This is a genomic window from Pseudoxanthomonas koreensis (assembly GCF_041890415.1).
In the GTDB taxonomy this organism is placed as follows: Bacteria; Pseudomonadota; Gammaproteobacteria; order Xanthomonadales; family Xanthomonadaceae; genus Pseudoxanthomonas; species Pseudoxanthomonas koreensis_A.
Genome location: NZ_CP169056.1, coordinates 939,131 through 960,611, shown reverse-complemented (window position 1 = coordinate 960,611; position 21,481 = coordinate 939,131). Strand labels below are relative to the sequence as shown.

Here is a 21,481-nt window from a genome sequence, read left to right as displayed (position 1 = left end):
CCGGGCGCTGGGACGGTTACTTGGCTTCGATGAACACGTACTCGGCACCGGTGGGGGCCAGCACGGCCCGGACCCGGTCGTTGTCGGCCGCCTCGCCGATGAACAGGATGCGCACGCCCTCCAGCGTGTCGGCGGGCACGTCCTTGAACGCGACCTCGATCATGTCGGCCATCCTGGCCGATGCCGGCGAGCCGAACGCCAGCATGTTGTTCTTCTGGATGCCGCGGCCCACGGCGGTGGTGGCCGCCTCGACCTGGCGCTCGTACTTGGCATCGAACTCGGGGTCCGATTCCGGCGGCAGGTAGTACAGGAACGGGTTGTTGGTGATGGTGCCCATGTTTTCCTGCACAACTGCAGGCAGGTAGGCCTTCCATGCCGCATCGTCGTCCTTGGCAGGTGCGCTGAGGGCCTGCTTCTCGGACGCCGCGTTGGTCACCGGCACCTCGTTCTTGCACGCCGTCAGCAGCAGCGGCGGCATCAGCATGCAGGCGAGCGCCAGGGCGCGCGTGGTCTTGTTCATGTGGAACCTCCCGTTGTTCTCAAGTGTCATTCGGAAACTGCATCGCCCCGCCTGGCATCGCGCAGGGCCGCGGCCACCGCTGGTGTCACGAAACCCGAGACATCGCCTCCGAATCGGGCGATCTCGCGCACCAGCGAGGATGAGATGAAGCTGTGCTGCTCGGCCGGGGTCAGGAACAAGGTCTCGACCTCCGGGATCAGGTGGCGGTTCATGCTCGCCATCTGGAACTCGTATTCGAAATCCGACACCGCGCGCAGGCCGCGCAGCAGCACGCCGGCGCCGACGTCGCGGACGAAATGCGCCAGCAGCGAGTCGAAGCCGCGCACCTCCACGTGCGGATGCGCGGCCAGTGCCTCGCGGGCCAGGTGCACGCGCAATTCCAGCGGCAACGTCGGGCCCTTGGACTGGCTGGCCGCGACACCGACGATCAGGCGGTCGAACAACGGCGCGGCGCGCTCGACCAGGTCGATGTGGCCGTTGGTGATCGGGTCGAAGGTGCCGGGATAGACGGCGGTGCGGCGGTTGACCACTCGGACGCTCTATGGGGCCGGACGGGTACTGTCGAGTGTATCAGCGTCCCGCCTCCGGGCCACGGTACAGCGCCGCCCGCGCCTGCGCGGTCTGCAGCTCGCGGTGCAGCTGCCAGCCGGGCGGGAGCGGCGGCGCAAGCGCAGGCGGGGATTCCACGTAGACCCACGCCGCGGGTGCCAGGTGCGGCGCCAACGCCGGCAACACCGCCTGCCACAGCCCGTCGGCGAATGGCGGGTCGACGAAAGCGATGGTGCATGGCGGCCCGGAAGCCTGCGCCAGCCAGCGCAGGGCATCGTCCTCCACCACCCGCACCCGGTCCTGCGCGCCGAGCCGCTGCACATGCGTGCGCAGGTTAGAGGCGAGCTGCGCATCGCGCTCCACCAGGGTGGCCTGCGCGGCGCCACGCGAAACCGCCTCCAGCCCCAGTGCACCGCTGCCGGCAAACAGGTCGAGTACCTGCGCGCCGGGGAGGGCCGGCATCAGCCAGTTGAACAGGGTTTCGCGGACCCGGTCGGAGGTGGGACGCAGGCCGGGCCGATCAGGCACGGGCAACCGCGTGCCGCGCCAGTGTCCGCCGATGATGCGCACGCTGCCGCCAGCGCCCGCCCGCGCACCTGCCGCGTTGCCGCCGGCGATGCGCCGCTTCATCGGTGCGCCCCCCTGCGGCGTGCAACCCACGGCGCACCCGGTGCACGCCAGGGTGCGGGCAAGGCGGCTTGGACCCCATGTGCAGGGGCGGGCGCAGGGTGCGGTGCTAGCATGTGCGCATTGTCCGACATCCGCGTGCAATGGTCAGTTTCTTCCGCCGCAAGAAGCCCGAATCCGGCTCCACTCCCCCCGCTTCCGGGCGCCTGAGCGCCGACGAACTGGCGGCCGCGTTTCCGCAGGCGCCGTCGGCTACGGACACCCCCGCCGGGCCGGTCCCCGCCGATGGCGGCATCGACCGGGCCGCCGGTGCGGTGCGCGTGGAACCGGAGGCGGTGGTGGTTCTGGAAAGCGTGGCCGATGCCAGCCAGGCCGTCAGCGTGGACAGCCCCGGCACCGTGGTCGATGGCGGCCAGGCGGTGCAGCCGGCGGCCGCGCCCGGCAAGCCGGGCTGGCGCGAACGGCTGCGCAACAGCGCCTTCGCGCGCAGCTTCGGCGGCCTGTTCTCCGGCAACCCGCAATTGGACGAGGATCTGCTGGAGCAGATCGAGACGGCCCTGCTCACTGCCGACGTCGGGGTCACCGCCACCACCGCCCTGGTCGAGGGCCTGCGCAAGCGGATGAAGGGCCGCGAGTTCGCCGACGCTGCGGCGCTGCTGGCCGCATTGCGTGCCGACCTGGTGGCAATGCTGCAGCCGGTGGCCCGCCCGCTGCAGATCGACCGCAGCGCCAAGCCATTCGTGCTGCTCACCGTGGGCGTCAACGGCGTCGGCAAGACCACCACCATCGGCAAGCTGGCCCGACGCTACAAGGAAGAGGGCCACGGCCTGATGCTGGCCGCCGGCGACACCTTCCGCGCCGCCGCCGTGGCCCAGTTGCAGGCCTGGGGCGCGCGCAACGGCGTCACCGTGATCGCCCAGGGCCAGGACGCCGACCCGGCCTCGGTCGCGTTCGACGCATTGCAGGCGGCTCGTGCGCGCGGCGCCGACGTGCTGATCGCCGATACCGCCGGCCGCCTGCATACCCAGGTCGGGCTGATGAACGAGCTGGGCAAGATCAAGCGCGTGCTGCAGAAGATCGACCCGGCCGCACCGCACGAAGTGCTGATGGTGATCGACGGCACCACCGGCCAGAACGCGCTCAGCCAGCTGCGCCAGTTCCATGCGGCCGTGGGCGTCACCGGGCTGGTGGTGACCAAGCTGGACGGCACCGCCAAGGGCGGCGTGCTGTTCGCGCTGGCGCGCGAGTTCGGCATCCCGATCCGTTATGCCGGCATCGGCGAGCGGCCCGAAGACCTGCGCGTGTTCGACCCCGAAGCCTTCGTCGACGCACTGCTGCCCGAGGCGCTGGGCGCCTAGGTGCCGGCCCGCGCAAGCACGGCCTGCCTGCGGCGGCGACCCGGCCCCGGACCCCTGCGGCCAGCATGAGCCAGCCTTCCGCCTACCCGCCGCGCCTGCTGGCCTGGTTTGATCGCCACGGCCGCCACGACCTGCCCTGGCAGCATCCGCGCACGCCATACCGGGTGTGGTTGTCGGAAATCATGCTGCAGCAGACCCAGGTCGCGGTGGTGGTTCCGTATTTCCTGCGCTTCGTGGAGCGCTTCCCGACCCTGCCCGACCTGGCCGCCGCTTCCACCGACGAGGTGATGGCGCACTGGGCCGGCCTGGGCTACTACGCCCGCGCCCGCAACCTGCATGCGGCGGCAAAGCTGTGCGTGACGCAACACGATGGCGCGTTGCCGTGCGGGTTCGAGGCCCTACACGCCCTGCCCGGTATCGGCCGCAGCACCGCCGGCGCGATCCTCGCCCAGGCCTGGGGCGAGCGCTGCGCGATCCTCGACGGCAACGTCAAGCGCGTGCTCGCCCGGCTGCACGGCGTGGATGGCTGGCCCGGCAGCCCGGCCGTGGAGAAACGGCTGTGGCTGCTGGCGCAGGCACACCTGGAACACGTGCCGGCCGGGCGCATGGCCGACTACACCCAGGCGCAGATGGATTTCGGCGCGACCCTGTGCACCCGCGCCAATCCCGCCTGCCTGCACTGCCCGGTGCAGGCTGACTGCATCGCCCTGCGCGAAGGCCGGGTGGATACCCTGCCCACGCCGCGTCCCGGCAAGCCCCTGCCAGAACGCGAAGCGGTAGCCCTGCTGCTGGAGAACACCCACGGCCAGTTGCTGCTGCAGCGACGCCCGCCTACCGGCATCTGGGCCTCACTGTGGACCCTGCCGCAAGCCGACACCGATGCACTGATGCGCCAGTGGTTCGCACACCAGGCCCACGGCGACTACGACGCGGCCGAGGAACTGCCGCCCATCGTCCACACCTTCAGCCACTACCGGCTGCACCTGCGTGCACTGCGCCTGCGCAAGGTCGCGCCGCGCGACCGGGTGGGCGACAATGAGGACCTGCGCTGGATCGCGCGCGACGAACTGGCCACACTGGGCCTGCCGGCGCCGATCCGCAAGCTGCTCGATTCCCTCTGAGCCCACGCCATGTCCCGCACCGTCTTCTGCCAGTACCAGCAACGCGACGCCGAAGGCCTGGACTTCATCCCCTGGCCCGGCCCGCTGGGCCAGCGCATCCACGCCAATATCGGCAAGGCCGGCTGGGCCGCGTGGCTTGCGCACCAGACCATGCTGATCAACGAGAACCGCCTGTCCCCACGCGACCCCAAGCACCGCGCGTTCCTGGAAGGGGAGATGGAGAAGTTCCTGTTCGGCGGTGGTGCGGAAGCGCCGGCCGGCTACGTGCCCCCCACCGGCAACTGAGCAGCGCGCCGCGCACCAGGGCGCACGCAGGCGCACACGCCCACCGTGCCTGGACCCGCGCAGGCATCACTCGGCGCCGCTGGCTTCCTCGGCCTGGCGTGGCTGCACGCTGGCCTGGCGCACGTCCTGCTCGGCCTGCTTCACCGCCTTGGCGTCCACCGGGCGGACCCGGTCGATCCGGCACGGAACCCGCCCCACCTGCCCGACCATCGAACCCAGCGGCGTGACACTGTCCGAGCGCGCCTGCACCCGGCCGCCGAAACTGGAGATCGCCAGCGCGGTGGCGTAGTCGAGGTCGTAGCAAGGGCCGGCCAGGTCCAGCAACCAGGCCTGGTTGGGCCGGGTCCACACCACCATCGCCCGGTTGCCCAGCGGCGACCAGCCATACAGGCCACCGAACAGCGAGAACCCGCGCACCGGCTCGCCCGCATGCGCCTGGTACAAGGCCAGCCGGTCCGCATCGCTCATCCGCGGCGTGCCGGCGCAGCCTGCAATGACGGCAGCGGCGGCCAGCAAGAGGATCACGCGCATCTTGTTCATCGAACGCCCTCCAGGGGGAATGCACCGATCATCCACCCTGCCCCACAGACGTGCGATGAATCCCGGTGCCGCCCCCGCCGCCGCACGGCTTGTCGGATTCGGCGCTCCCCGCTATCATTCCGCCCCTCGCCGCGGCCAAGCCCGCAGCGCGTGGCCGGGTAGCTCAGTTGGTAGAGCAGGGGATTGAAAATCCCCGTGTCGGGGGTTCGATTCCCTCCCCGGCCACCATTTGCATCAGGACCTGCAAGAAAGGCGCCCATGGGCGCCTTTTTTTGTTCTTCTCCCAAGTGCGTGCAGGATCGAAGGCGCGCACCCACCAGCGGTTCCTTACCGCCGCAGTGCTAGCATCCGCCCCCTTGCCGCCACCGGAGGCCACGATGCGTGTCATTCCGCTGCTGCTTGTGCTGTGCCTGGCGATGCTGCCGCCGCCGGCCCTGGCCCGGATTCCGGTGACCGCCGTGCCGGAACTGGAACTGTCGCGCTATGCGGGGCAGTGGTACGAGATCGCGCATCTGCCGGTGTCGTTCCAGCGCCGCTGCGCGAGCGACCTGACCGTGGCCTACACCCTCCGTGCCGATGGCGGCATCGGGGTGCGCAACGCCTGCCGCAACCGCGACGGCAAGATGGACGAAGCGCTGGGCGTGGCACGCACGGTGGACGGGCACCCGGGCCGGCTGCAGGTGCGCTTCGTGCCCGACTGGCTGTCCTGGCTGCCGCTGGTATGGGCCGACTACTGGGTGCTTGAGCTGGACCCGGACTACCAGTGGGCCATGGTCGGCGAACCGGGGCACAAGTACCTGTGGATCCTGTCGCGCGAGCCGTCGATGGATCGCGGGCTGTTCGAGCGCCTGCGCACGCGCGCGCAGGCGATGGGCTACGACCTGGCACCGCTGGTGATCGCCGCCCCGCTGCGCGAGCCGCCGGCTGCGCCGTAGTATCCTGCCGCACTCGGCGATCCGGAGGCTGCATGAAGCGTTTCCTGCAATTGTTCGCGTTGGCCATGGTTGTTGCGCTGTTCGCCGGGTGCGGCAAGAACACCCGCCGGGTGTCTCCGCCATCGGTATCGATCCAGCAGGTGGCGGTACAGGCCAACGGCGACTGGGTGGTGGACCTGCGCCTGCACAACTTCAGCAGCGTCTCGATGCGCTTCGAGGGGCTGCAACTTGCGCTGAGCGTGGACGAGCAGGCGGCCGGCACCCTGCGCGCCACCCCGGGCATCTCCATCGGCCCGACTTCGGCCGACGTGGTCAAGGCCACGTTCAAGCCCGAGGGCGTGGCCCGGATCGTGGTGGCCGATGCGCTGTCCGCACGCCGCACCCTCGCCTACCGGCTCGAAGGCAAGGTCCAGGCCCTGCCGGAGGAGGCCAGGAAGCAACGCGAGTTCGAGGTCGATTACCGCAGCTCGATCAACCCTGCCCCCGGCCTGGACGGCGTGCTGCGCTGAGCCGGGTGCGCGTACCCAAACCGCCATCGATCGGGTATAAGCTGTTTTCCCGATGGAGACGGACACAGCCACGTCAGGCCTGATCCGCACCGGGGCGCCCGCACCGGCCGTATCGACTTCTCCGGTGCGCTCCCTGGCACCGGCGCTGCGCGTGCTTTCCCTGGACGCCTACGGGCGTGCGATGGACTGGATCCACTGGCAGGATGCGACCTGCCTCTACGCGCGCGATGCGGTGGCCTGGACCCTGGGCGTGCCCTGCCTGCGCGTGCATGGCGGCATCGCCCGCGCCAGCGGCGCGCGCAGCTTCATCGACCTGCATCCCATCGTCGCCACCCGCGGCCAGGCCCATCCGCGTGCACTGGACCCCACACCGGCCCTGTCCAACAACGCCCTGTTCGCGCGCGACGCGCACCTGTGCCTGTACTGCGGGCGCCAGTTCGCCCGCCCGCACCTGACCCGCGATCACGTCAAGCCGTTGTCCAGGGGCGGCCGTGACGTATGGGAGAACGTGGTCACCGCCTGCGTCCAGTGCAACTCGCGCAAGAGCGACCGCACCCCGCAGCAGGCGCGCATGCCGTTGCTGGCGGTGCCGTACCGGCCCAGTTGGATCGAGCACCTGATCCTGTCCAACCGCAGCATCCTGGCCGACCAGATGGCCTTCCTGAAGGCGCAGTTGCCCAAGCGCTCCAAGCTGGTGGCGTAACATTCATGGCCCGGGGCGGCGCGAAAGGCGCCCTGGCCCCGACGGCGCAACGCTCCGCGGCGGCAGCGGCAATGGCGGCGCACGGGCTACGTGCCTGAACCGTCTTGCTTGCCCCGTCACGGCCCCGGGGAGGACAATGGCCGCCCGTATGGCGCCCGTTGCAATGATCGATTCCGCCCGCTATCCGCGCCTGTCGCGCATCGATACGCCCGCCGACCTGCGCCTGTTCGAAGAGGCCGAGCTGCCGGCCGTGGCCGAGGAGTTGCGCGCCTACCTGATCGAGTCGGTGGGCCGCAGCGGCGGCCACTTCGGCGCCGGGCTGGGCGTGGTCGAGCTGACCGTGGCCCTGCACTGGCTCTACGACACCCCGGTCGACCAACTGGTCTGGGACGTGGGCCACCAGACCTATCCGCACAAGATCCTCACCGGCCGCCGCGACTGCATCCATACGGTCAAGCAGAAGGACGGCATCGCCCCGTTCCCCAAGCGCGAGGAAAGCGAGTACGACTGCTTCGGCGTGGGCCATTCCTCCACCTCGATCTCCGCCGCGCTGGGCATGGCCATCGCCGCCCGCCACAAGGCCGGCAGCGACGGCGCGCCCCCGAAGGTGGTGGCGGTGATCGGCGACGGCGCGATGACCGCCGGCATGGCCTACGAGGCGCTCAACCATGCCGGCGGCATGGACCCGGAGCCGGACCTGCTGGTGGTCCTCAACGACAACCGGATGTCGATCTCCGAGGCGGTCGGCGGGCTGACCAAGATGCTGGGCAGGGTCAGCGGCAGCGCCACCCTCAACAAGCTGCGCGAGGGCGGCAAGAAGCTGCTCGGCGACAAGAACAAGCCACCGGCGCGCTTCGTGCGGCGCTGGGAGGAGCACTGGAAGGGCATGTTCGTGCCCTCCACCCTGTTCGAGCAGATGGGCTTCCATTACACCGGCCCCATCGACGGCCACGATGTGCCCGCGCTGCTGGGCGCGCTGAAGACGCTCAAGACCCTGAAGGGGCCGCAGCTGCTGCACGTGATCACCACCAAGGGCAAGGGCTACGAGCTGGCCGAAGGCGACCAGATCGGCTATCACGCGGTTGGCCCGTTCGACCCGGCCAAGGGCCTGGTGGCGAAGGCGCCCGCCTCGCGGCCGACCTACACCGAGGTGTTCGGTGACTGGTTGTGCGACATGGCCGTGGCCGATCCGCGCGTGCTGGGCATCACCCCGGCCATGCGCGAAGGCTCGGGCCTGGTGCGTTTCAGCAAGGAATATCCGGACCGTTACTTCGACGTGGCCATTGCCGAACAGCACGCGGTCACCCTGGCCGCAGGCATGGCCACCCAGGGCGCCAAGCCGGTGGTGGCGATCTACTCCACCTTCCTGCAACGCGGCTACGACCAGTTGGTGCATGACGTGGCCACCCAGAACCTGGACGTCCTGTTCGCCATCGACCGCGGCGGCGTGGTCGGCCCGGACGGTGCCACCCATGCCGGCAACCTGGACCTGAGCTACCTGCGCTGCGTACCCAACATGGTGGTGATGGCGCCGGCCGACGAGGACGAATGCCGGCGCATGCTCAGTACCGGCCTGCACCACACCGGCCCGGCCGCGGTGCGCTATCCGCGCGGCACCGGCCCGGGCGTGGCCGTGTCTGCCGGGCTGGACACCCTGCCCATTGGCAAGGCGCAACTGCGCCGTCGCGGCGGGCCGCTGGCGCTGCTGGCGTTCGGCGCAACGGTGGCCGCGGCCGAAGCAGCCGGCGCCGAGCTTGGCCTGACCGTGGTCAACATGCGCTTCGTCAAGCCGCTGGACCGCGCCCTGCTGCTGGAACTTGCGCGGGACCACGACGGTTTCATCACCGTCGAGGACAACGTGGTGGCCGGCGGCGCCGGCTCGGCGGTGTCCGAGTTGCTCAACGCCGAAGGCGTGCTGTTGCCGGTGCTGCACCTGGGCCTGCCCGATGCCTTCCAGCATCATGCCAGCCGCGCGGACCTGCTTGCCGAAGCCGGCATCGATACCGCCGGCATCCGTGCCGCAATCCTGCGGCGCTGGCCACACCTGGTGCATGCCGCCACGCCAGCGCTGTCGCGCGCAGCCGGGGCCTGAGCCACGGGGAGGAAGCGCCGGGCGCTTCCTCCCCGTTCCACACGATCAGTCCTGGAACCGCAGGACCAGCATGCGCACCTGCTGCGGTGCCACCCCGCCCAGCCGCTTGAGTGCGGTCAGGCCATAGGTGCCAAGGACATCCTGGCCAAGCTGTGCAGCCGCACGCGGCGCAGTGACGCGCAAGGTGCCATCCTCCAGCAACTCCAGCTGCAGCCACACCGCGTCGTCCTCTCCTTCGACCTGCACCTGCACCCGGTAGCTGGCACGCACCGGCTGCTGCAGCCGCGGTGCTTCGATCTGGCCGCCCTGCATCGGATGCAGCGCAAGGCTGTCGCCGGAGTCGGCCACCCGGTACTGGCCCACGAACTGTCCCTGCTCCTCCAGGAACACCGGCAGCGTGCTGACCTGCGGTTCGGCCAGCGGTTCGCCGCCCAGCGATACGCTCACGCCATCGCCGTTGCGCAACAGCTGCTCCATCACCAGGGTCGAGGTGCCAGAGCCGGCGCGACCACCCTGCGGGCCATCGGCGCCTTGCGCGCCACCCTGGCCACCGGCATCGGCGCCAGTTGCACCCGCACCCGCATCGGTCACTCCGGAGCCGCCGGCCGGCTGCGTGCCGGTAGTGCCGTCGGTGGTGCCGGCGGCAACCCCGGTCGAGCCAGCGCCACCCTGGCCGCCGGCACTTCCGCTACCGCCCGCACCCTGACCGCTGCCACCCGCACCCTGACCGCTGCCGCCCGCACCTTGGCCACTGCCGCTCGCACCCTGGCCACTGCCACCCGCACCGCCCACCAGGTCGAACCCGCTGTCCGGCAACTGCGGACGTGCCGACCCGGACGGGTCCGGCGCCGCACCGGCGGCCGCGATCACGGCGCCCGGGCCACCACCACCACCGATGTTGCCGTTGTTGCCCGGCTGGGTTCCGTTGGCGCCGGTCAGCGACGGGAGCAGTGCGTCCACCGCACCGAGCGTCGGCGGGCTGGAAATGGTCGCACTGCCCTGTTGCTGGGCATTGAGCAGGCGGTAGTTGCCCGCGTCCGTGCCGCCGAGCGAGAGCTCGATGCGGACCGGCTTGTCGGCCGCCGGGGTCATGTCATCGAACTGCCCGCCACCCTGCAGTGCCACGTTGTCGCCGGGCAGCACGCCGTCCAGCGACGGGAGCACCACGGCGGCGTTGCGGGTGCCGTCGTATGGCTTGTCCACCGCCGTGGCCTGGCCTGCCTCCAGGTCCCTGGGTGTGATGTCGCCAGTACCCGTGGCCGTGGCGTGTTCCAACTGGTAGTTGCCGGCATCCGGGCCCGCCAGGGTGAGGTCCACGTCGACCACCTTCCCGGTGCCGGCGTTCTTGTCGACGAACCGGCCATCCAGTTCCAGCGCCAGATCGTCACCGGCGAGCACGCCTTGCAGGGTGCCGCCGCTGACCTGGGCGTCGCGGGTGGCGTCGTACACCTTCGGTGCCACGCTCAGCGCACCCCCTGCCTGCACCGTCCTGGGCGTGATGTCGCCCACGGCCTGCACGGTTGCGGAGTCCAGCCGGTAATTGCCGGCGTCGGCACCACCCAGCGCCAGTTGCACGTCCACCCGCTTGCCCAGCCCGGCGTTCTTGTCCTCGAACTGGCCCTGCAGCCCCAAGCTGATGCTGTCACCGGACACCACGCCCTGCATGCCGCTGCTGCTGACCTGCGCATCGCGGGTGGCGTCGTACACCTTGGTGGCCACGCTCAACTGGCCGGCATCGACGGTCCTGGGCGTGATCGTGCCGACCGTGCGCACCGTATCGGCGGTCAAGCTGTAGTTGCCGGCATCGGAGCCGCGCAACGCCAGTTGCACGTCCACGGCCTTGCCGACCCCGGCGTTCTTGTCCAGGAACATTCCGTCCACGTCGACGAACAGGTTGTCGCCCGCCACCACGCCCGACGGCGTGGCGCTGGTGACCTGCACGTTGCGGGTGCCGTCGTAGACCTTGGTCGCCACGTCCAGGGCGCCGGCATCGAGCGCCTTGCGGGTGATGTCGCCGGTTACCTGCGCCGAGGTGCGTGCCAGCACGTAGTTGCCCGCATCGGTACCGGCCAGTGACAGGTCCACGTCCACGGTCTTGCCGCTGCCGGCGTTCTTGTCGCGGAACTGGCCATCCGCGATCAGGCCCAGGTTGTCCCCCCACACCACGCCGACCAGGCCGCTGCTGCCCACCTGTGCTGCACGGGTGCCGTCGTAGACCTTGGTCGCCACGCTCAGCGTGCCTTCGGTCACCGTCTTCGGGGTGATGCTGGCGGTCGTGTTCATCGAGGCCGGCGCCAGCGTGTAGTTGGCGGCATCGAGGCCGGACAGGGCACCGGTCAAGGTCACGGCCTTGTTGCTGCCCGCATTCTTGTCGGCAAAGTTGCCGGCGGTGATGTCCAGCGCCACGTCATCGCCGGCCACCGCCGCATCCAGCGCCTGGCTGGAGACATGCGCCAGGGTGTTGCCGTCGTAGACCTTGTCGTCCACCTGCACCACCGCCTGCAGCTGCCTGCGCGCGATGCTGGCCGCGGTGGTGGTGCTGACCTGGTAGTTGCCGGCATCGGTACCGCCCAGGGTCAGGCCCCCAAGGTTGACCTGCTTCGCGTTGCCGGCGTTGCGATCCACGAACTGGGCGGTGACCGGGCCACCCGCGGAGACATCGTCACCGCTGACCACGCCGTCCAGTTCCAGCGTACCCACGGTTGCGTCGGTGTTGCCGTCGTACACCTTGTCCTGGACCACGCCGGCGGCCAGCTGCAGTTGCTTGGGCGTGATGGTGCCGACGTTGCCACTGGCGCTGTTGCTTGCCAGGCCATAGCCGTAGACGATCTCCGTTCCGTTGGACACGCCGTCCACGGTGATGCCGGCGACGGTGACCGCCTTGCTGGTGCCCACGTTGCGGTTGTCGTAGGTCGCAGGCCCGGCGATGTCCAGCACGACCTGGTCGCCGTTGATCGCGCCGCTGACCGATACCTGGGTCGCCGGGTCCACGGTGGCGGTGTTGTCGCCGTCGTAGACCTTGCTGACCGCACCGGTCAGGCCCAGGGTGAGTTGCGGCGCAACGGTATGCACGAACCCGTTTCCAGTGCCAAGCACCGCATCGCCCAGGCCCGCGTTGTATTGCTTGAAGTCCGGCGCAAGGCCACCGCGGGTGTCGGCCAGCGGGGTGCTGGAATACACCAGCCAGCGGCCACTGCCTGCAACCACGGCACTGGCACCGGCGGTGTTGATGAAGTTGCGTCCGGCGGCCAGCAGCGCTGCCGTTGTCGCGCCGCTGCTGTTGCCCGCAGCAACCGCGGCATCGAGCGTCAAATCGGACGCACCGGTGGTGCGCAGATCGACGGTATCGGTGGCGGTGACGCCGGTCAGGCCATCCACCACACCCACTGCCAGAGCCCTTCCGTTGGTCAGCCCCAGGCTGCCGACATCGGCTGCCACACGCGCCACCTGCTGGGTCCCGCCCAGCGCGACCTGGCCGGCGCTGCGCAGGGCCAGCGTGCCCGCGGTGATCACGCCAGGCCCCTGGATACCCGCACCTGCCTGATCGTTCAGCGATACGAGGCCGGACACCGCGGAAATGCCGTGATCCAGCTGCAGGCCACCCTGTGCCACGTCCAGGTACAGTCCGCCGGTGCCGCCCTTGGTCATGGCGCCCTGCTGGATCAGCGTGTTGGCCGTCACTTCCAGCCGGCCGACGTTGACGTTGAACGCGCCGACCGTGATGTCGTCATCGGCGGCATTGATCCGCAACGTGCTCAAGCCATTGAACCGGGCCATGTGCGCACCGCTCAGCGTGCCGCTGGCGCCGCCCAGCGCGAAGGACTTGCCGGCACCGTCCAGGCTGAACTCGACCGCCGCCTGGGATTGCCCGCCCACGGCCGCAGTGCCGGCGGCGAAGCCGTTGCCGGCGTGGGCACGCACGACACTGGCGCTGTTGTTGAAGGCCAGGGCCGAGTTGAGGCCCAGGGTGCCCTGCGCAGCGAGCGTCACCTGGGCCGTGCGCCCGGGCTGGATGGCCAGGCCGACCTGGCCGTCCACGGTGCCCAGGCCCCAGTCGCTGGTGGAGCTGCGGATGTCAGTGTCGCCGCCGGTGCTCAGGGCCAGGGTGGTGAAGTCGAACGTGTCGTCGGTGATGGTGGCGCCGCCGCCGGCGGTGATGGCCAGGTTGTTTGCCGATACGCCACCATCCACGCCGGTCACGCGTCCGCCGCTCTTAAGGTGCACGCTGGTGGCGCTGGTGCTGATGTCGCTGTCGAACACCAGGTCGCCACCGTCGCTGCGGCCCACTTCGAGGGTGGCGGCATTGACCTGGCCGATGGAGGCGTTGTCCAGGCCGCTGCCCAGGCGCAGTTCGTTGGCCGCGGTGGCCTGGCGGATGACGACCTTGCCCGTGCCGCCATTGGCGGTGACGGCCTGGCCGATGTTGATGTTGTCGCCGGTAAGGATGACGTTGCCGGCGGTGTTGGACAGGCCGCCTGCGGTGAAGTCCAGGGTGCGGTTGACCACCTCGAAGCTGCCGCTGGCATCGAAGTTGTAGTTGCCCGACACGCTGATGGTGCCGGTGCCATCCTCGCGGCCGATGGTCAGGTTGCGGATGCCCGGCAGCTTGCTCAGCGTTGCGGCCGAAGCGAAGCCGCCGGCAGCGCCCAGCACCATGCTGACGGACGGGTCGTAGGGCTCCAGCCGCATCGAGGCGGTACTCAGGTTGGTCAGTGTCGCCGTACCCCAGTTGATGCTGCTGGCGCGCAGGGTGAGCACGCCGGCACCGGTATTGAGATTGACCGGGACATTGCCGAAGTTGATGGCACCATCGGTATGGATGCTGGCGTTGCCACCGAACGTGAACGCCGTGGTGATGTCCACGTTGCCCGAAGCGCTGAGCAATCCATTGAGTACCTTGGACCCGGAGCTGTAGCTGCCATCGGAACCGAACAGGATCCGCCCGGAGCCGAGGATCATGTCGGAGTTGAGCTCGATCGGCGAGGTGCCCGCGGACACATGCAGGTTGCCGCCGTTGGTCGTGACCGGCGAGGACAGGGTCATGCCGCCGCCGCTGGCGTTGTCCGAGTCGGCCCAGATGCGCACGTAGCCGCCATTGGTCGTGACCGAACCGCCGATGGTGATGCCATCGGCACCGAACAGCGTGATCGACCCGGCACCGGGCGTGCCACTGCCGACGACGGTGACATCGTGGACTGGCAGCGTGCCGGGATTGCTGCCGCTGCCATGCGCGATGAGGTTGGCCACGTCGGTGAGGTAGCCGGTACTGGTGCGCCCGGACTGCATGTAGATGCTGCCGCTGCCGAACACCTCGATGGTGTTGTCGGGATTGTTGAAGCGGATATGCTGGCTGGCGTTCTCCAGCCGCAGGCTGACGTTGTTGGCCATCGTCAGCCGGCCGTCGCCGCCGTTGAGGCTCAGGTCGGTGAAGGTGATGCCGTTGTCGGCCTGCAGGGTGACGTTGGCGTTCTGGGCTTCCAGGTCGGCGACATAGACGGTGGTATCACCGATGCTGTCGGTGCCGGTACCGCCGGCCAGCACCGTGATGGTGGCCGGATCCAGCAACAGGTCGCCGGTGCGTCCATGCGCGGCGCGTGCATCGGTGCGCCCGCTGTAGGACAGCGTCTGCTTGCCCGAGACTTCGGCGCGGCCGCCATCACCATCCCGCGCGCCACCACGCACGGCGATCTGCCCGGCAAAGCGGATGTCGCCGTCGGACCAGAACACCACTTCGCCGCCGTCGCCTGCGCCGGTGGCGCTGGCGTCGACGCGGGCGCCTGCCGCCACCTCCACGGTGGTGGCGTTGAGCAGCGCCGGGTCCGCACCCTGCCAGCCGCCACCCACGTGGATGGTGCCACCGCCGGTGGCGCCGCTGGCATCCAGCGCGGCGTTGCCGTCCAGCGACAGGTCCCGGCCGGTGATGCTGATGCGGCCGCCCGCGCCGTCGCGCGAACTGGCATCGAGCCGCCCGCCCATCTCCACCACGCCGTGTTCGCCCGCGTCCAGCACGATGCGGCCACCCTGTTCGCGCAGGGTGGTGGCCTCGACCACGCCATCGAGGTTGATCACGCTGGAGCGCAACGCGCTGGCCGCATGCGCGGTCATGACCACGTTGCCGCCCTGGATCAGGCCGCCATGCCGCAGTTCGGCCTCCAGCGCACCACGCTGGACCTGCAGCGAGAGCAGCCCATCGGCGTCGAAGTCCAGCGCAACCGTGTCACCGGCGGCCATGCCGACCTGCGCGGCGCTGATGTGGCCGGTATTGGCCACCGACGGCGCCAGCAGCGCGACCACGCCATCGCCGGCGTTGATCCGGCCATCGTTGCGCACCTGGCCGGCGGTGCCCGAGGCCGCGAAACGCGCGCGGCCGGCGAGGAAATCCTCGTCGCTCACCGACAGCGAGCTGACCACCAGGCCGGCAACGTCGACCTGCGCGCCCTTGCCGAAGTAGACGCCATTGGGGTTGACCAGCCAGACTTGGCCGTTGGCGGTGAGCTCACCGGCGATCATGCTGGGCGAGGTGCCAAGCACGCGGTTCAACGCCACCGCATCGCGGTTGGGCTGCTCGAAATGCACGCCGGCCCCGCTGCCGATGTCGAAGCCGCCCCAGTTCATGATCAGGCGCTGGCTGTCCTGGCGCACGGTCATCCTCGAACCGTGCTGGTCCACCTGCGCGTGGCCGGACACCACATGGCCATCGGTTGGCAATGCCCCGGCGCTCTGCGCGAACGCGCACAGCGGCACGGTGCCGAGGAAGGCGGCGGCGGCAAGCACCACCGCGCCGGCCCGCTTGCCCCGGCGGCAGGAGATCTCCGCCACCGCCACGAATGCACCGCGCGCTTCATCCCAGATCAGACGATAGGTATGGTTCACGTTGTTGTTCCTTCAATAATGTTCGGGCGGTGCGTCACAGACGCAGGCTGAGCTGGAGCCACAGGTACTGGTCGCGCTTGCGGCCATCGGCATTGAAGCCGCCGGCGCTGCGTCCGGGGTTGTCGCCCAGGCGATGGGCCCAGGCGCTGCGCAGTGCCCAGCGCTCGCCCTGCACGTTCAGCCCCAGGCCGATGCTGGACAGTTCGTACTGGTTGCCGGCCCATGGCAGGACCGACCCGGGCCAGGGATCGATGTGCTGGCGCACATGGCCGTGATCGACGAACAGCAGCGCCTGCGCGCGCACGCCATCGGCCAGGCGCAGGTCGCGCCGCAGCTCGGCGTTGACCAGCCAGCCGCTGTCGCCGCTGGCCTCTCCCACCGCAGTGCCGCGTACGCCGGTCGGCCCACCGAGCAGGAACTTCTCGGACGAATCCAGGTTCTTGCTGCCGACCTGCCCGTTGGCACCCAGGTACAGGCCCCAGTCCGGGAGCCGCGGCAGGCTCTGGCTGCGCTCCACCCGCCACAACAGCTTGGTGAAGCTGCCGGCGGTGCGTGCGCTGGCGGCGTCGGCCTGGCGGTCGATGGCGTTGCCCAGGTCCAGGTCGCCGCTCACCACGCCCACGTGCATGCCGTTGTAGCCACCGCCCATCCAGTCGTCCCAGGCGCCGCCGCTGAGCATGGCGGTGACCTTGTCCACCCGGCGTTCGCGCAGGGTCTGGCCCAGCGCCTCATCGGTGAGCCGGCGCTGCTCCACATCGGTGCTGAACCACAGGTTCCGCTCGCGGCTGCGCAGCAGCGGATAGCTGACCCCGGCACTGAAGGTGCGCGCATCGCCGCTCAGTTCCAGCGGCTTGAACTCCCCGCCCACCTCGTAATCCATCCACGAAGCGGCCAGGTTGGCGCGCCAGCCGCGCGCGCCCAGGCCCAGCGAGTAGTTCACGCCCAGCACGCGGCTGCCGCCACTGTCGTTGAGGCTCACGCCCAGCAGGTCCTCGCGCTGCAACGGCCGGTTCAGCGAGGCCCACACGCCGCGCCGCCACTGGCCGGTGTAGCGGTTGGAGAAGTTGTCCAGGGTTGCGCCGGCGGCCCAGCGGCGGCCGCTTTCGGCACTGACCAGCATGCGGCTGGTGCCGGGTTCGGCGCCCTTGTCCAGGGTGGCGCGGGCATGCACGCCGGGAACGTCGTTGATCAGCAGCAGCGCGCGTTCGAGCTGGTCGTTGCGCACCGCGCCGGGCGGCAGGGCTGCATCGGCGATCGCGCCCAGGCGCGCGGCCAGCACCGGATCATCGGCCAGCACCTGGACGCGCCCCGGTGCGCTTTGCAGGCGTCCGGCCAGGATCGCGATCTCGAGCTCGCCATCACTGAGGTCCTGGCTGGGCAGGTAGGCGCGCGCCAGCAGGTAGCCGCGGGCCTGCAGTTGCGCGCTGACCCGCTGGGCCAGTGCGCGCATCTGCGCGTGGGTCAGCTCGCGTCCGCGGGCATCGGCCACCAGTTCCTGCAGCACGGCCGCCTCGACCAGATCCTCGTCACCACTGAAACGCACGCGCTCGATGCGGGCCTTGAACGCCCCGTCTTCCGCCTCCGCCGGCAATGGCGCCTGGACCAGGTTGTCCCCGCGCTCCGGCGGGGGCGGGGGCGTGGTGCGTCGCTGTTCGTTGAGCAACTGGCCCGCGTCGGGAGGGACGACCTGCGCCCAGGCCGGGCTTGCGAGCGACTGCAACGACGCCAACCCTAGGAAGGCGATCAAGCGCGTGTGGTTCATCAAGAATGTTCCCCGTTCCGCCGTGCGATGGCGATTGGACAAAAAAAAGGCCGGCGGTCAGTGCCGTCGGGCCCACGATTCCGCGCCAACTCTTCAGCTCGATTGCGCGCAGGCGGCACTCCCCCCCTGCCCAGTCCGCACCACGGCTTCAAATCCATCTGTCAGGCTCCTCCCCGAGTCTGGCTTCTGGACTATATCGGATCACGGTCGCGAAACTTTAGTGACGCGTGGCACATGCAGATCGGAACGGCGGCACGCCCATCGCGCGGATGGCGGCGGCACGCAAAGCCACTGCGGCGCACACGAAAAAGCCCGCGCGAGGCGGGCTTTTTCGTGTGGTGTTGGTCGGGGTAGCCGGATTCGAACCGACGACCACTTGTCCCCCAGACAAGTGCGCTACCAGGCTGCGCTATACCCCGAAAAGACTTCACCGCCGAGGCGGGCCGCGCATTATACCGGTTCGGCCGGGTGTGCGGCGAGGCGGCCTTGGCCCGACGCCGGTCAGCGCCGCAGCAGTTGCAGCACTTCCTCCAGTTCCATGCGCACCTGGCGCACGATCTGGCTGCTCAGCGCCGATTCCTGGCGCGCGCCCTCGCCATCCAGGCGCTGGCGCGCTCCGCCGATGGTATAGCCCTGCTCGTACAGCAGCCCGCGGATCTGGCGCACCATCAGCACGTCGTGCCGCTGGTAATAGCGGCGGTTGCCGCGGCGCTTGACCGGGCTCAGGCTGGGGAACTCGGTTTCCCAGTAGCGCAGCACGTGCGGCTTGACGTCGCACAGCTCGCTGACCTCGCCGATGGTGAAGTAGCGCTTGGCCGGGATCGGCGGAAGCTCGCGGTTGCTGCCGGGATCAAGCATCCGGGGCGGCCCCGGCGTAGGCTTCCACGCGTTCCTTGAGCTTCTGGCCCGGACGGAAGGTGACCACGGTACGGGCGGAGATCGGGATCTCCTCGCCGGTCTTGGGGTTGCGCCCCGGGCGCTGGTTCTTGCGCCGCAGGTCGAAGTTGCCGAAGCCGGACAGCTTGACCTGGCGCCCGCCCTGCAGCGCTTCGCGCAGCGCCTCGAAGAACGCGTCGACGAATTCCTTCGCCTCGCGCTTGTTCAGGCCCACTTCGTCGAACAGACGCTCGGCCATCTCCGCCTTGGTCAATGCCATTAACGATTCCCCTGCATCAACCGCGGATACGGGCACCGTGGCCATCGCCCAGTGCGGCGACCACGCGCGCCATCGCGGCGTCGGCATCGTGATCGGTGAGAGTGCGCGTGTTGTCCTGCAAAATCAAGCCCATAGCCAGACTCTTGGACCCAGGTTCGACGCTAGGCCCCTGGTACTGGTCGAACAGGTGCAGTTCGCGCAGGGCCGGACCGGCCGCTTCGCGCACCGTGGCGGCCAGTGCAGCCCAGGCCACGCCATCGGCCACCAGCACGGCCAGGTCGCGGCGCACGGCAGGGAAACGCGAGAGCGCCTGCGCATGTGGCAGCGCACGCTGCTCCAGCGGCTCCAGGTCCAGTTCGAAGGCGAACACATCCACATCCAGGTCCAGTGCGCGGACCAGGCGCGGATGCAACTGGCCGATCCAGCCCAGGCGCACCGGGCCGTCATCCAGGTCGATGCGCCACACCTCGGCACTGCGCCCCGGGTGGCCGAATGCCTCGCTTGCGTGGGCCCGGAACTGGAGCGACGCACCGGCCGCGCCGGCCAGCGATTCCAGGTCGCCCTTGAGGTCGTGGAAATCCACCGCGCGCGCAGCCTGGCCCCACTGCTCGGCGTGCGCGGGGCCACAGGCCACCGCCGCGATGCGGCGGGTTTCGCGCGGCGCGGCAGCGGGCTCGGTGACGGCGGCAAATGTGCGACCCAACTCGAACAGGCGCACCCGACCGGTCTGCCGGGCGACGTTGCGCGCCAATGCATCCACCAGCCCCGGCAGCAACCGCGGCCGCATTACCGCCAGTTCGGCACTGAGCGGGTTGGCCAGCGGCACGTTGCCCGCATCGCTGCCCCACGCCTGCAGCAGCGCGGCATCGACGAAGGCGAAGCTCACCGCCTCCAGGTAGTCGCGCGCGACCAGTTGGCGGCGCAGGTCGGCTTCGCCCAGGCGGGTCTCGCTTGGCACGGCGATCCGGGTCGAGCCACCGGGCATGGTGGTCGGCAGCCGGTCGTAGCCGTGGATCCGCGCCAGCTCCTCGATCAGGTCTTCCTCGATGGCGATGTCGAAGCGGCGGCTGGGCGGGGTCACCTGCCAGCCATCGGTGCCGACGACGACCTGCATGCCAAGCGCGCGCAGGATGCGCTCGACCTCGGCATCGGCGATCTCGATTCCCAGCACCCGCGCGATGCGTGCGCGCCGCAGGACGATCGTCGCCGGTTGCGGCAGGTGCTCGTCCAGCGCTGCCTCGGTCACCGGCCCGGGGATGCCGCCGGCCAGTTCCAGCACCAGCCGGGTTGCCATTTCGATCGCGGTGCGCGGCAGCTCCGGGTCCACGCCACGCTCGAAGCGGTGGCCGGCATCGGTGTGCAGGCCCAGGCGCCGGCCGCGGCCCATGATTGCTGCGGGCGCGAAATGGGCGGCCTCGAGGAACACGCCGGTGGTGGCCTCGGTGACCCGGGTCTCCAGGCCACCCATCAGTCCGGCCAGCGCGACCGGCCGGTCGGCATCGGTGATGGCCAGGAAGTAGTCGTCCAGTTCCACCTGGCGGCCGTCCAGCAGTTGCACCACCTCGCCGGCGCGGGCACGGCGCACGCCGATCGGGCCGGCAAGCGTGTCCAGGTCGAAGGCGTGCATCGGCTGGCCCAGTTCCAGCATCACGTACTGGGTGATGTCCACCAGCAGCGAGAGCGGGCGCACGCCACTGCGGCGCAGGCGCTCGGCCATCCATACGGGCGTGCGCGCGGTCGGGTCGATGCCCTCGATCACGCGGCCGCAGTAGCGCGGCGCATCGGCACCGGCGCCCAGTTCCACTTCCAGTTGGCGCGTGGACGCTGCCGGCAGCGCAGCCACGTCCAGCGGCACCACTTCGCTGGCGCACGCGGCGGCCACGTCGTAGGCGATGCCGCGCACGCTGAAGCAGTCGGCCCGGTTGGGGGTGAGCTTGATCTCGATGGCCGCGTCGGGCAGATCCAGGTAATCGGCCAGTTGCATGCCGGGCGGGGCATCGTCGGGCAGTTCCAGCAAGCCGGAGGCGTCGGCGTCCAGGCCCAGCTCGCTGGCCGAACACAGCATGCCGCTGGATTCGACGCCGCGCAGCCGGGCGGTCTTGATCGGCGTTCCGCCCACGTTCGAACCGACCATGGCCAGCGGCGCCACCAGCCCGGCGCGCGCGTTGGGCGCACCGCACACGATCTGCAGCAGTTGGCCGGTGCCGGCATCGACCTGGCACACCTGCAGGCGGTCCGCCTCCGGGTGCCTGGCCACTTCCACGATCCGCGCCACCACCACTCCAACCAGGCCATCGCCCAGCGCCGTGACCTCTTCGACCTCCAGGCCGATGGCGGTCAGCGTGGCGGCCAGGGCGTCGCGGTTGACGGAGACGGGCACGTGGCTGCGCAGCCAGTTCTCGGAGAATTTCATCGGGAATCCGTAATTGGTGTTGCGTGGTTCATGTTCGG

Annotated in this window: 16 protein-coding genes and 2 tRNA genes; 8 read left to right on the top strand and 10 right to left on the bottom strand. The window is 69.9% G+C overall.

Annotation, left to right across the window (positions count from 1 at the left end; all coding sequences use genetic code 11):
* Positions 1–16: 16 nt before the first annotated feature.
* The 3 genes from ACEJ41_RS04460 to rsmD are packed head-to-tail and all read right to left on the bottom strand — an operon-like array spanning position 17 to position 1,699.
* Complete coding sequence (locus tag ACEJ41_RS04460; protein ID WP_374013587.1) at positions 17–520, bottom strand: hypothetical protein; 504 nt, start codon at positions 518–520, stop codon at positions 17–19.
* Between the two features lie 26 nt (positions 521–546).
* On the bottom strand, positions 547–1,050 hold the full coding sequence (coaD, locus tag ACEJ41_RS04455) for a pantetheine-phosphate adenylyltransferase (protein WP_374013586.1): 504 nt from the start codon (positions 1,048–1,050) through the stop codon (positions 547–549).
* A 40-nt stretch (positions 1,051–1,090) separates the two neighbouring features.
* A complete protein-coding gene (gene rsmD / locus ACEJ41_RS04450; RefSeq protein ID WP_374013585.1) occupies positions 1,091–1,699 on the bottom strand; it encodes a 16S rRNA (guanine(966)-N(2))-methyltransferase RsmD in 609 nt (202 codons plus the stop codon).
* A 140-nt stretch (positions 1,700–1,839) separates the two neighbouring features.
* Between rsmD and ftsY the strand changes: the two genes are divergently transcribed.
* From ftsY to ACEJ41_RS04435, 3 genes are all read left to right on the top strand, one after another.
* Positions 1,840–3,054, top strand: a complete 1,215-nt coding sequence (ftsY, locus tag ACEJ41_RS04445) for a signal recognition particle-docking protein FtsY (protein WP_374013584.1) — start codon at positions 1,840–1,842, stop codon at positions 3,052–3,054.
* A gap of 65 nt (positions 3,055–3,119) precedes the next feature.
* Positions 3,120–4,175: an A/G-specific adenine glycosylase gene (mutY, locus tag ACEJ41_RS04440; protein WP_374013583.1), complete on the top strand. Its 1,056-nt coding sequence runs from the start codon at positions 3,120–3,122 to the stop codon at positions 4,173–4,175.
* A gap of 9 nt (positions 4,176–4,184) precedes the next feature.
* Complete coding sequence (locus ACEJ41_RS04435; protein ID WP_374013582.1) at positions 4,185–4,460, top strand: oxidative damage protection protein; 276 nt, start codon at positions 4,185–4,187, stop codon at positions 4,458–4,460.
* Positions 4,461–4,526: 66 nt separating this feature from the next.
* Here ACEJ41_RS04435 and ACEJ41_RS04430 read toward each other — a convergent pair whose 3' ends face one another.
* On the bottom strand, positions 4,527–5,000 hold the full coding sequence (locus ACEJ41_RS04430; protein WP_374013581.1) for a DUF6491 family protein: 474 nt from the start codon (positions 4,998–5,000) through the stop codon (positions 4,527–4,529).
* A gap of 152 nt (positions 5,001–5,152) precedes the next feature.
* Between ACEJ41_RS04430 and ACEJ41_RS04425 the strand changes: the two genes are divergently transcribed.
* The 5 genes from ACEJ41_RS04425 (at position 5,153) to dxs (ending at position 9,239) form a co-directional block, all read left to right on the top strand.
* Positions 5,153–5,228: transfer RNA gene (locus tag ACEJ41_RS04425), tRNA-Phe, on the top strand.
* A 149-nt stretch (positions 5,229–5,377) separates the two neighbouring features.
* Positions 5,378–5,935 carry a lipocalin family protein gene (locus ACEJ41_RS04420; RefSeq protein WP_374013580.1) on the top strand — a complete coding sequence of 186 codons (558 nt, stop codon included), beginning with the start codon at positions 5,378–5,380 and terminating at the stop codon, positions 5,933–5,935.
* Positions 5,936–5,967: 32 nt separating this feature from the next.
* Entirely contained in the window at positions 5,968–6,444 is a 477-nt protein-coding gene (locus tag ACEJ41_RS04415) for a hypothetical protein (protein ID WP_374013579.1), read from the top strand.
* A 52-nt stretch (positions 6,445–6,496) separates the two neighbouring features.
* Entirely contained in the window at positions 6,497–7,147 is a 651-nt protein-coding gene (locus tag ACEJ41_RS04410) for an HNH endonuclease (RefSeq protein ID WP_374013578.1), read from the top strand.
* Between the two features lie 163 nt (positions 7,148–7,310).
* On the top strand, positions 7,311–9,239 hold the full coding sequence (gene dxs, locus ACEJ41_RS04405) for a 1-deoxy-D-xylulose-5-phosphate synthase (protein WP_374013577.1): 1,929 nt from the start codon (positions 7,311–7,313) through the stop codon (positions 9,237–9,239).
* A gap of 45 nt (positions 9,240–9,284) precedes the next feature.
* On the opposite strand, the gene ACEJ41_RS04400 is transcribed toward dxs, so the two are convergent.
* The 6 genes from ACEJ41_RS04400 to pheT form a co-directional block, all read right to left on the bottom strand.
* Positions 9,285–16,112 (bottom strand): YDG domain-containing protein, encoded by a 6,828-nt coding sequence (locus ACEJ41_RS04400; protein WP_374013576.1) that lies wholly within the window; start codon positions 16,110–16,112, stop codon positions 9,285–9,287.
* A gap of 34 nt (positions 16,113–16,146) precedes the next feature.
* Positions 16,147–17,874 (bottom strand): ShlB/FhaC/HecB family hemolysin secretion/activation protein, encoded by a 1,728-nt coding sequence (locus ACEJ41_RS04395; RefSeq protein ID WP_374013575.1) that lies wholly within the window; start codon positions 17,872–17,874, stop codon positions 16,147–16,149.
* 342 nt (positions 17,875–18,216) lie between these two features.
* Positions 18,217–18,293 (bottom strand) — tRNA-Pro (locus ACEJ41_RS04390).
* 82 nt (positions 18,294–18,375) lie between these two features.
* Positions 18,376–18,732, bottom strand: coding sequence for a MerR family transcriptional regulator (locus ACEJ41_RS04385; protein ID WP_374013574.1), 357 nt, complete (start codon positions 18,730–18,732; stop codon positions 18,376–18,378).
* Positions 18,725–19,030, bottom strand: coding sequence for an integration host factor subunit alpha (locus ACEJ41_RS04380; protein WP_374013573.1), 306 nt, complete (start codon positions 19,028–19,030; stop codon positions 18,725–18,727). The genes ACEJ41_RS04385 and ACEJ41_RS04380 overlap by 8 nt, the downstream gene beginning before the upstream one ends.
* Before the next feature lie 16 nt (positions 19,031–19,046).
* Positions 19,047–21,443 (bottom strand): phenylalanine--tRNA ligase subunit beta, encoded by a 2,397-nt coding sequence (gene pheT, locus ACEJ41_RS04375; protein WP_374013572.1) that lies wholly within the window; start codon positions 21,441–21,443, stop codon positions 19,047–19,049.
* Positions 21,444–21,481: the final 38 nt, after the last annotated feature.

Coding starts and splice junctions, on each gene's coding strand:
- pheT (WP_374013572.1), bottom strand. CDS start 21,443: ATGAAATTCTCCGAGAACTGGCTGCGCAGCCACGTGCCCGTCTCCGTC.
- dxs (WP_374013577.1), top strand. CDS start 7,311: ATGATCGATTCCGCCCGCTATCCGCGCCTGTCGCGCATCGATACGCCC.
- ACEJ41_RS04435 (WP_374013582.1), top strand. CDS start 4,185: ATGTCCCGCACCGTCTTCTGCCAGTACCAGCAACGCGACGCCGAAGGC.
- ACEJ41_RS04395 (WP_374013575.1), bottom strand. CDS start 17,874: ATGAACCACACGCGCTTGATCGCCTTCCTAGGGTTGGCGTCGTTGCAG.
- ACEJ41_RS04410 (WP_374013578.1), top strand. CDS start 6,497: ATGGAGACGGACACAGCCACGTCAGGCCTGATCCGCACCGGGGCGCCC.
- ACEJ41_RS04420 (WP_374013580.1), top strand. CDS start 5,378: ATGCGTGTCATTCCGCTGCTGCTTGTGCTGTGCCTGGCGATGCTGCCG.
- mutY (WP_374013583.1), top strand. CDS start 3,120: ATGAGCCAGCCTTCCGCCTACCCGCCGCGCCTGCTGGCCTGGTTTGAT.
- ACEJ41_RS04385 (WP_374013574.1), bottom strand. CDS start 18,732: ATGCTTGATCCCGGCAGCAACCGCGAGCTTCCGCCGATCCCGGCCAAG.
- ACEJ41_RS04415 (WP_374013579.1), top strand. CDS start 5,968: ATGAAGCGTTTCCTGCAATTGTTCGCGTTGGCCATGGTTGTTGCGCTG.
- rsmD (WP_374013585.1), bottom strand. CDS start 1,699: ATGAAGCGGCGCATCGCCGGCGGCAACGCGGCAGGTGCGCGGGCGGGC.
- ACEJ41_RS04380 (WP_374013573.1), bottom strand. CDS start 19,030: ATGGCATTGACCAAGGCGGAGATGGCCGAGCGTCTGTTCGACGAAGTG.
- ACEJ41_RS04430 (WP_374013581.1), bottom strand. CDS start 5,000: ATGAACAAGATGCGCGTGATCCTCTTGCTGGCCGCCGCTGCCGTCATT.
- ACEJ41_RS04460 (WP_374013587.1), bottom strand. CDS start 520: ATGAACAAGACCACGCGCGCCCTGGCGCTCGCCTGCATGCTGATGCCG.
- ftsY (WP_374013584.1), top strand. CDS start 1,840: ATGGTCAGTTTCTTCCGCCGCAAGAAGCCCGAATCCGGCTCCACTCCC.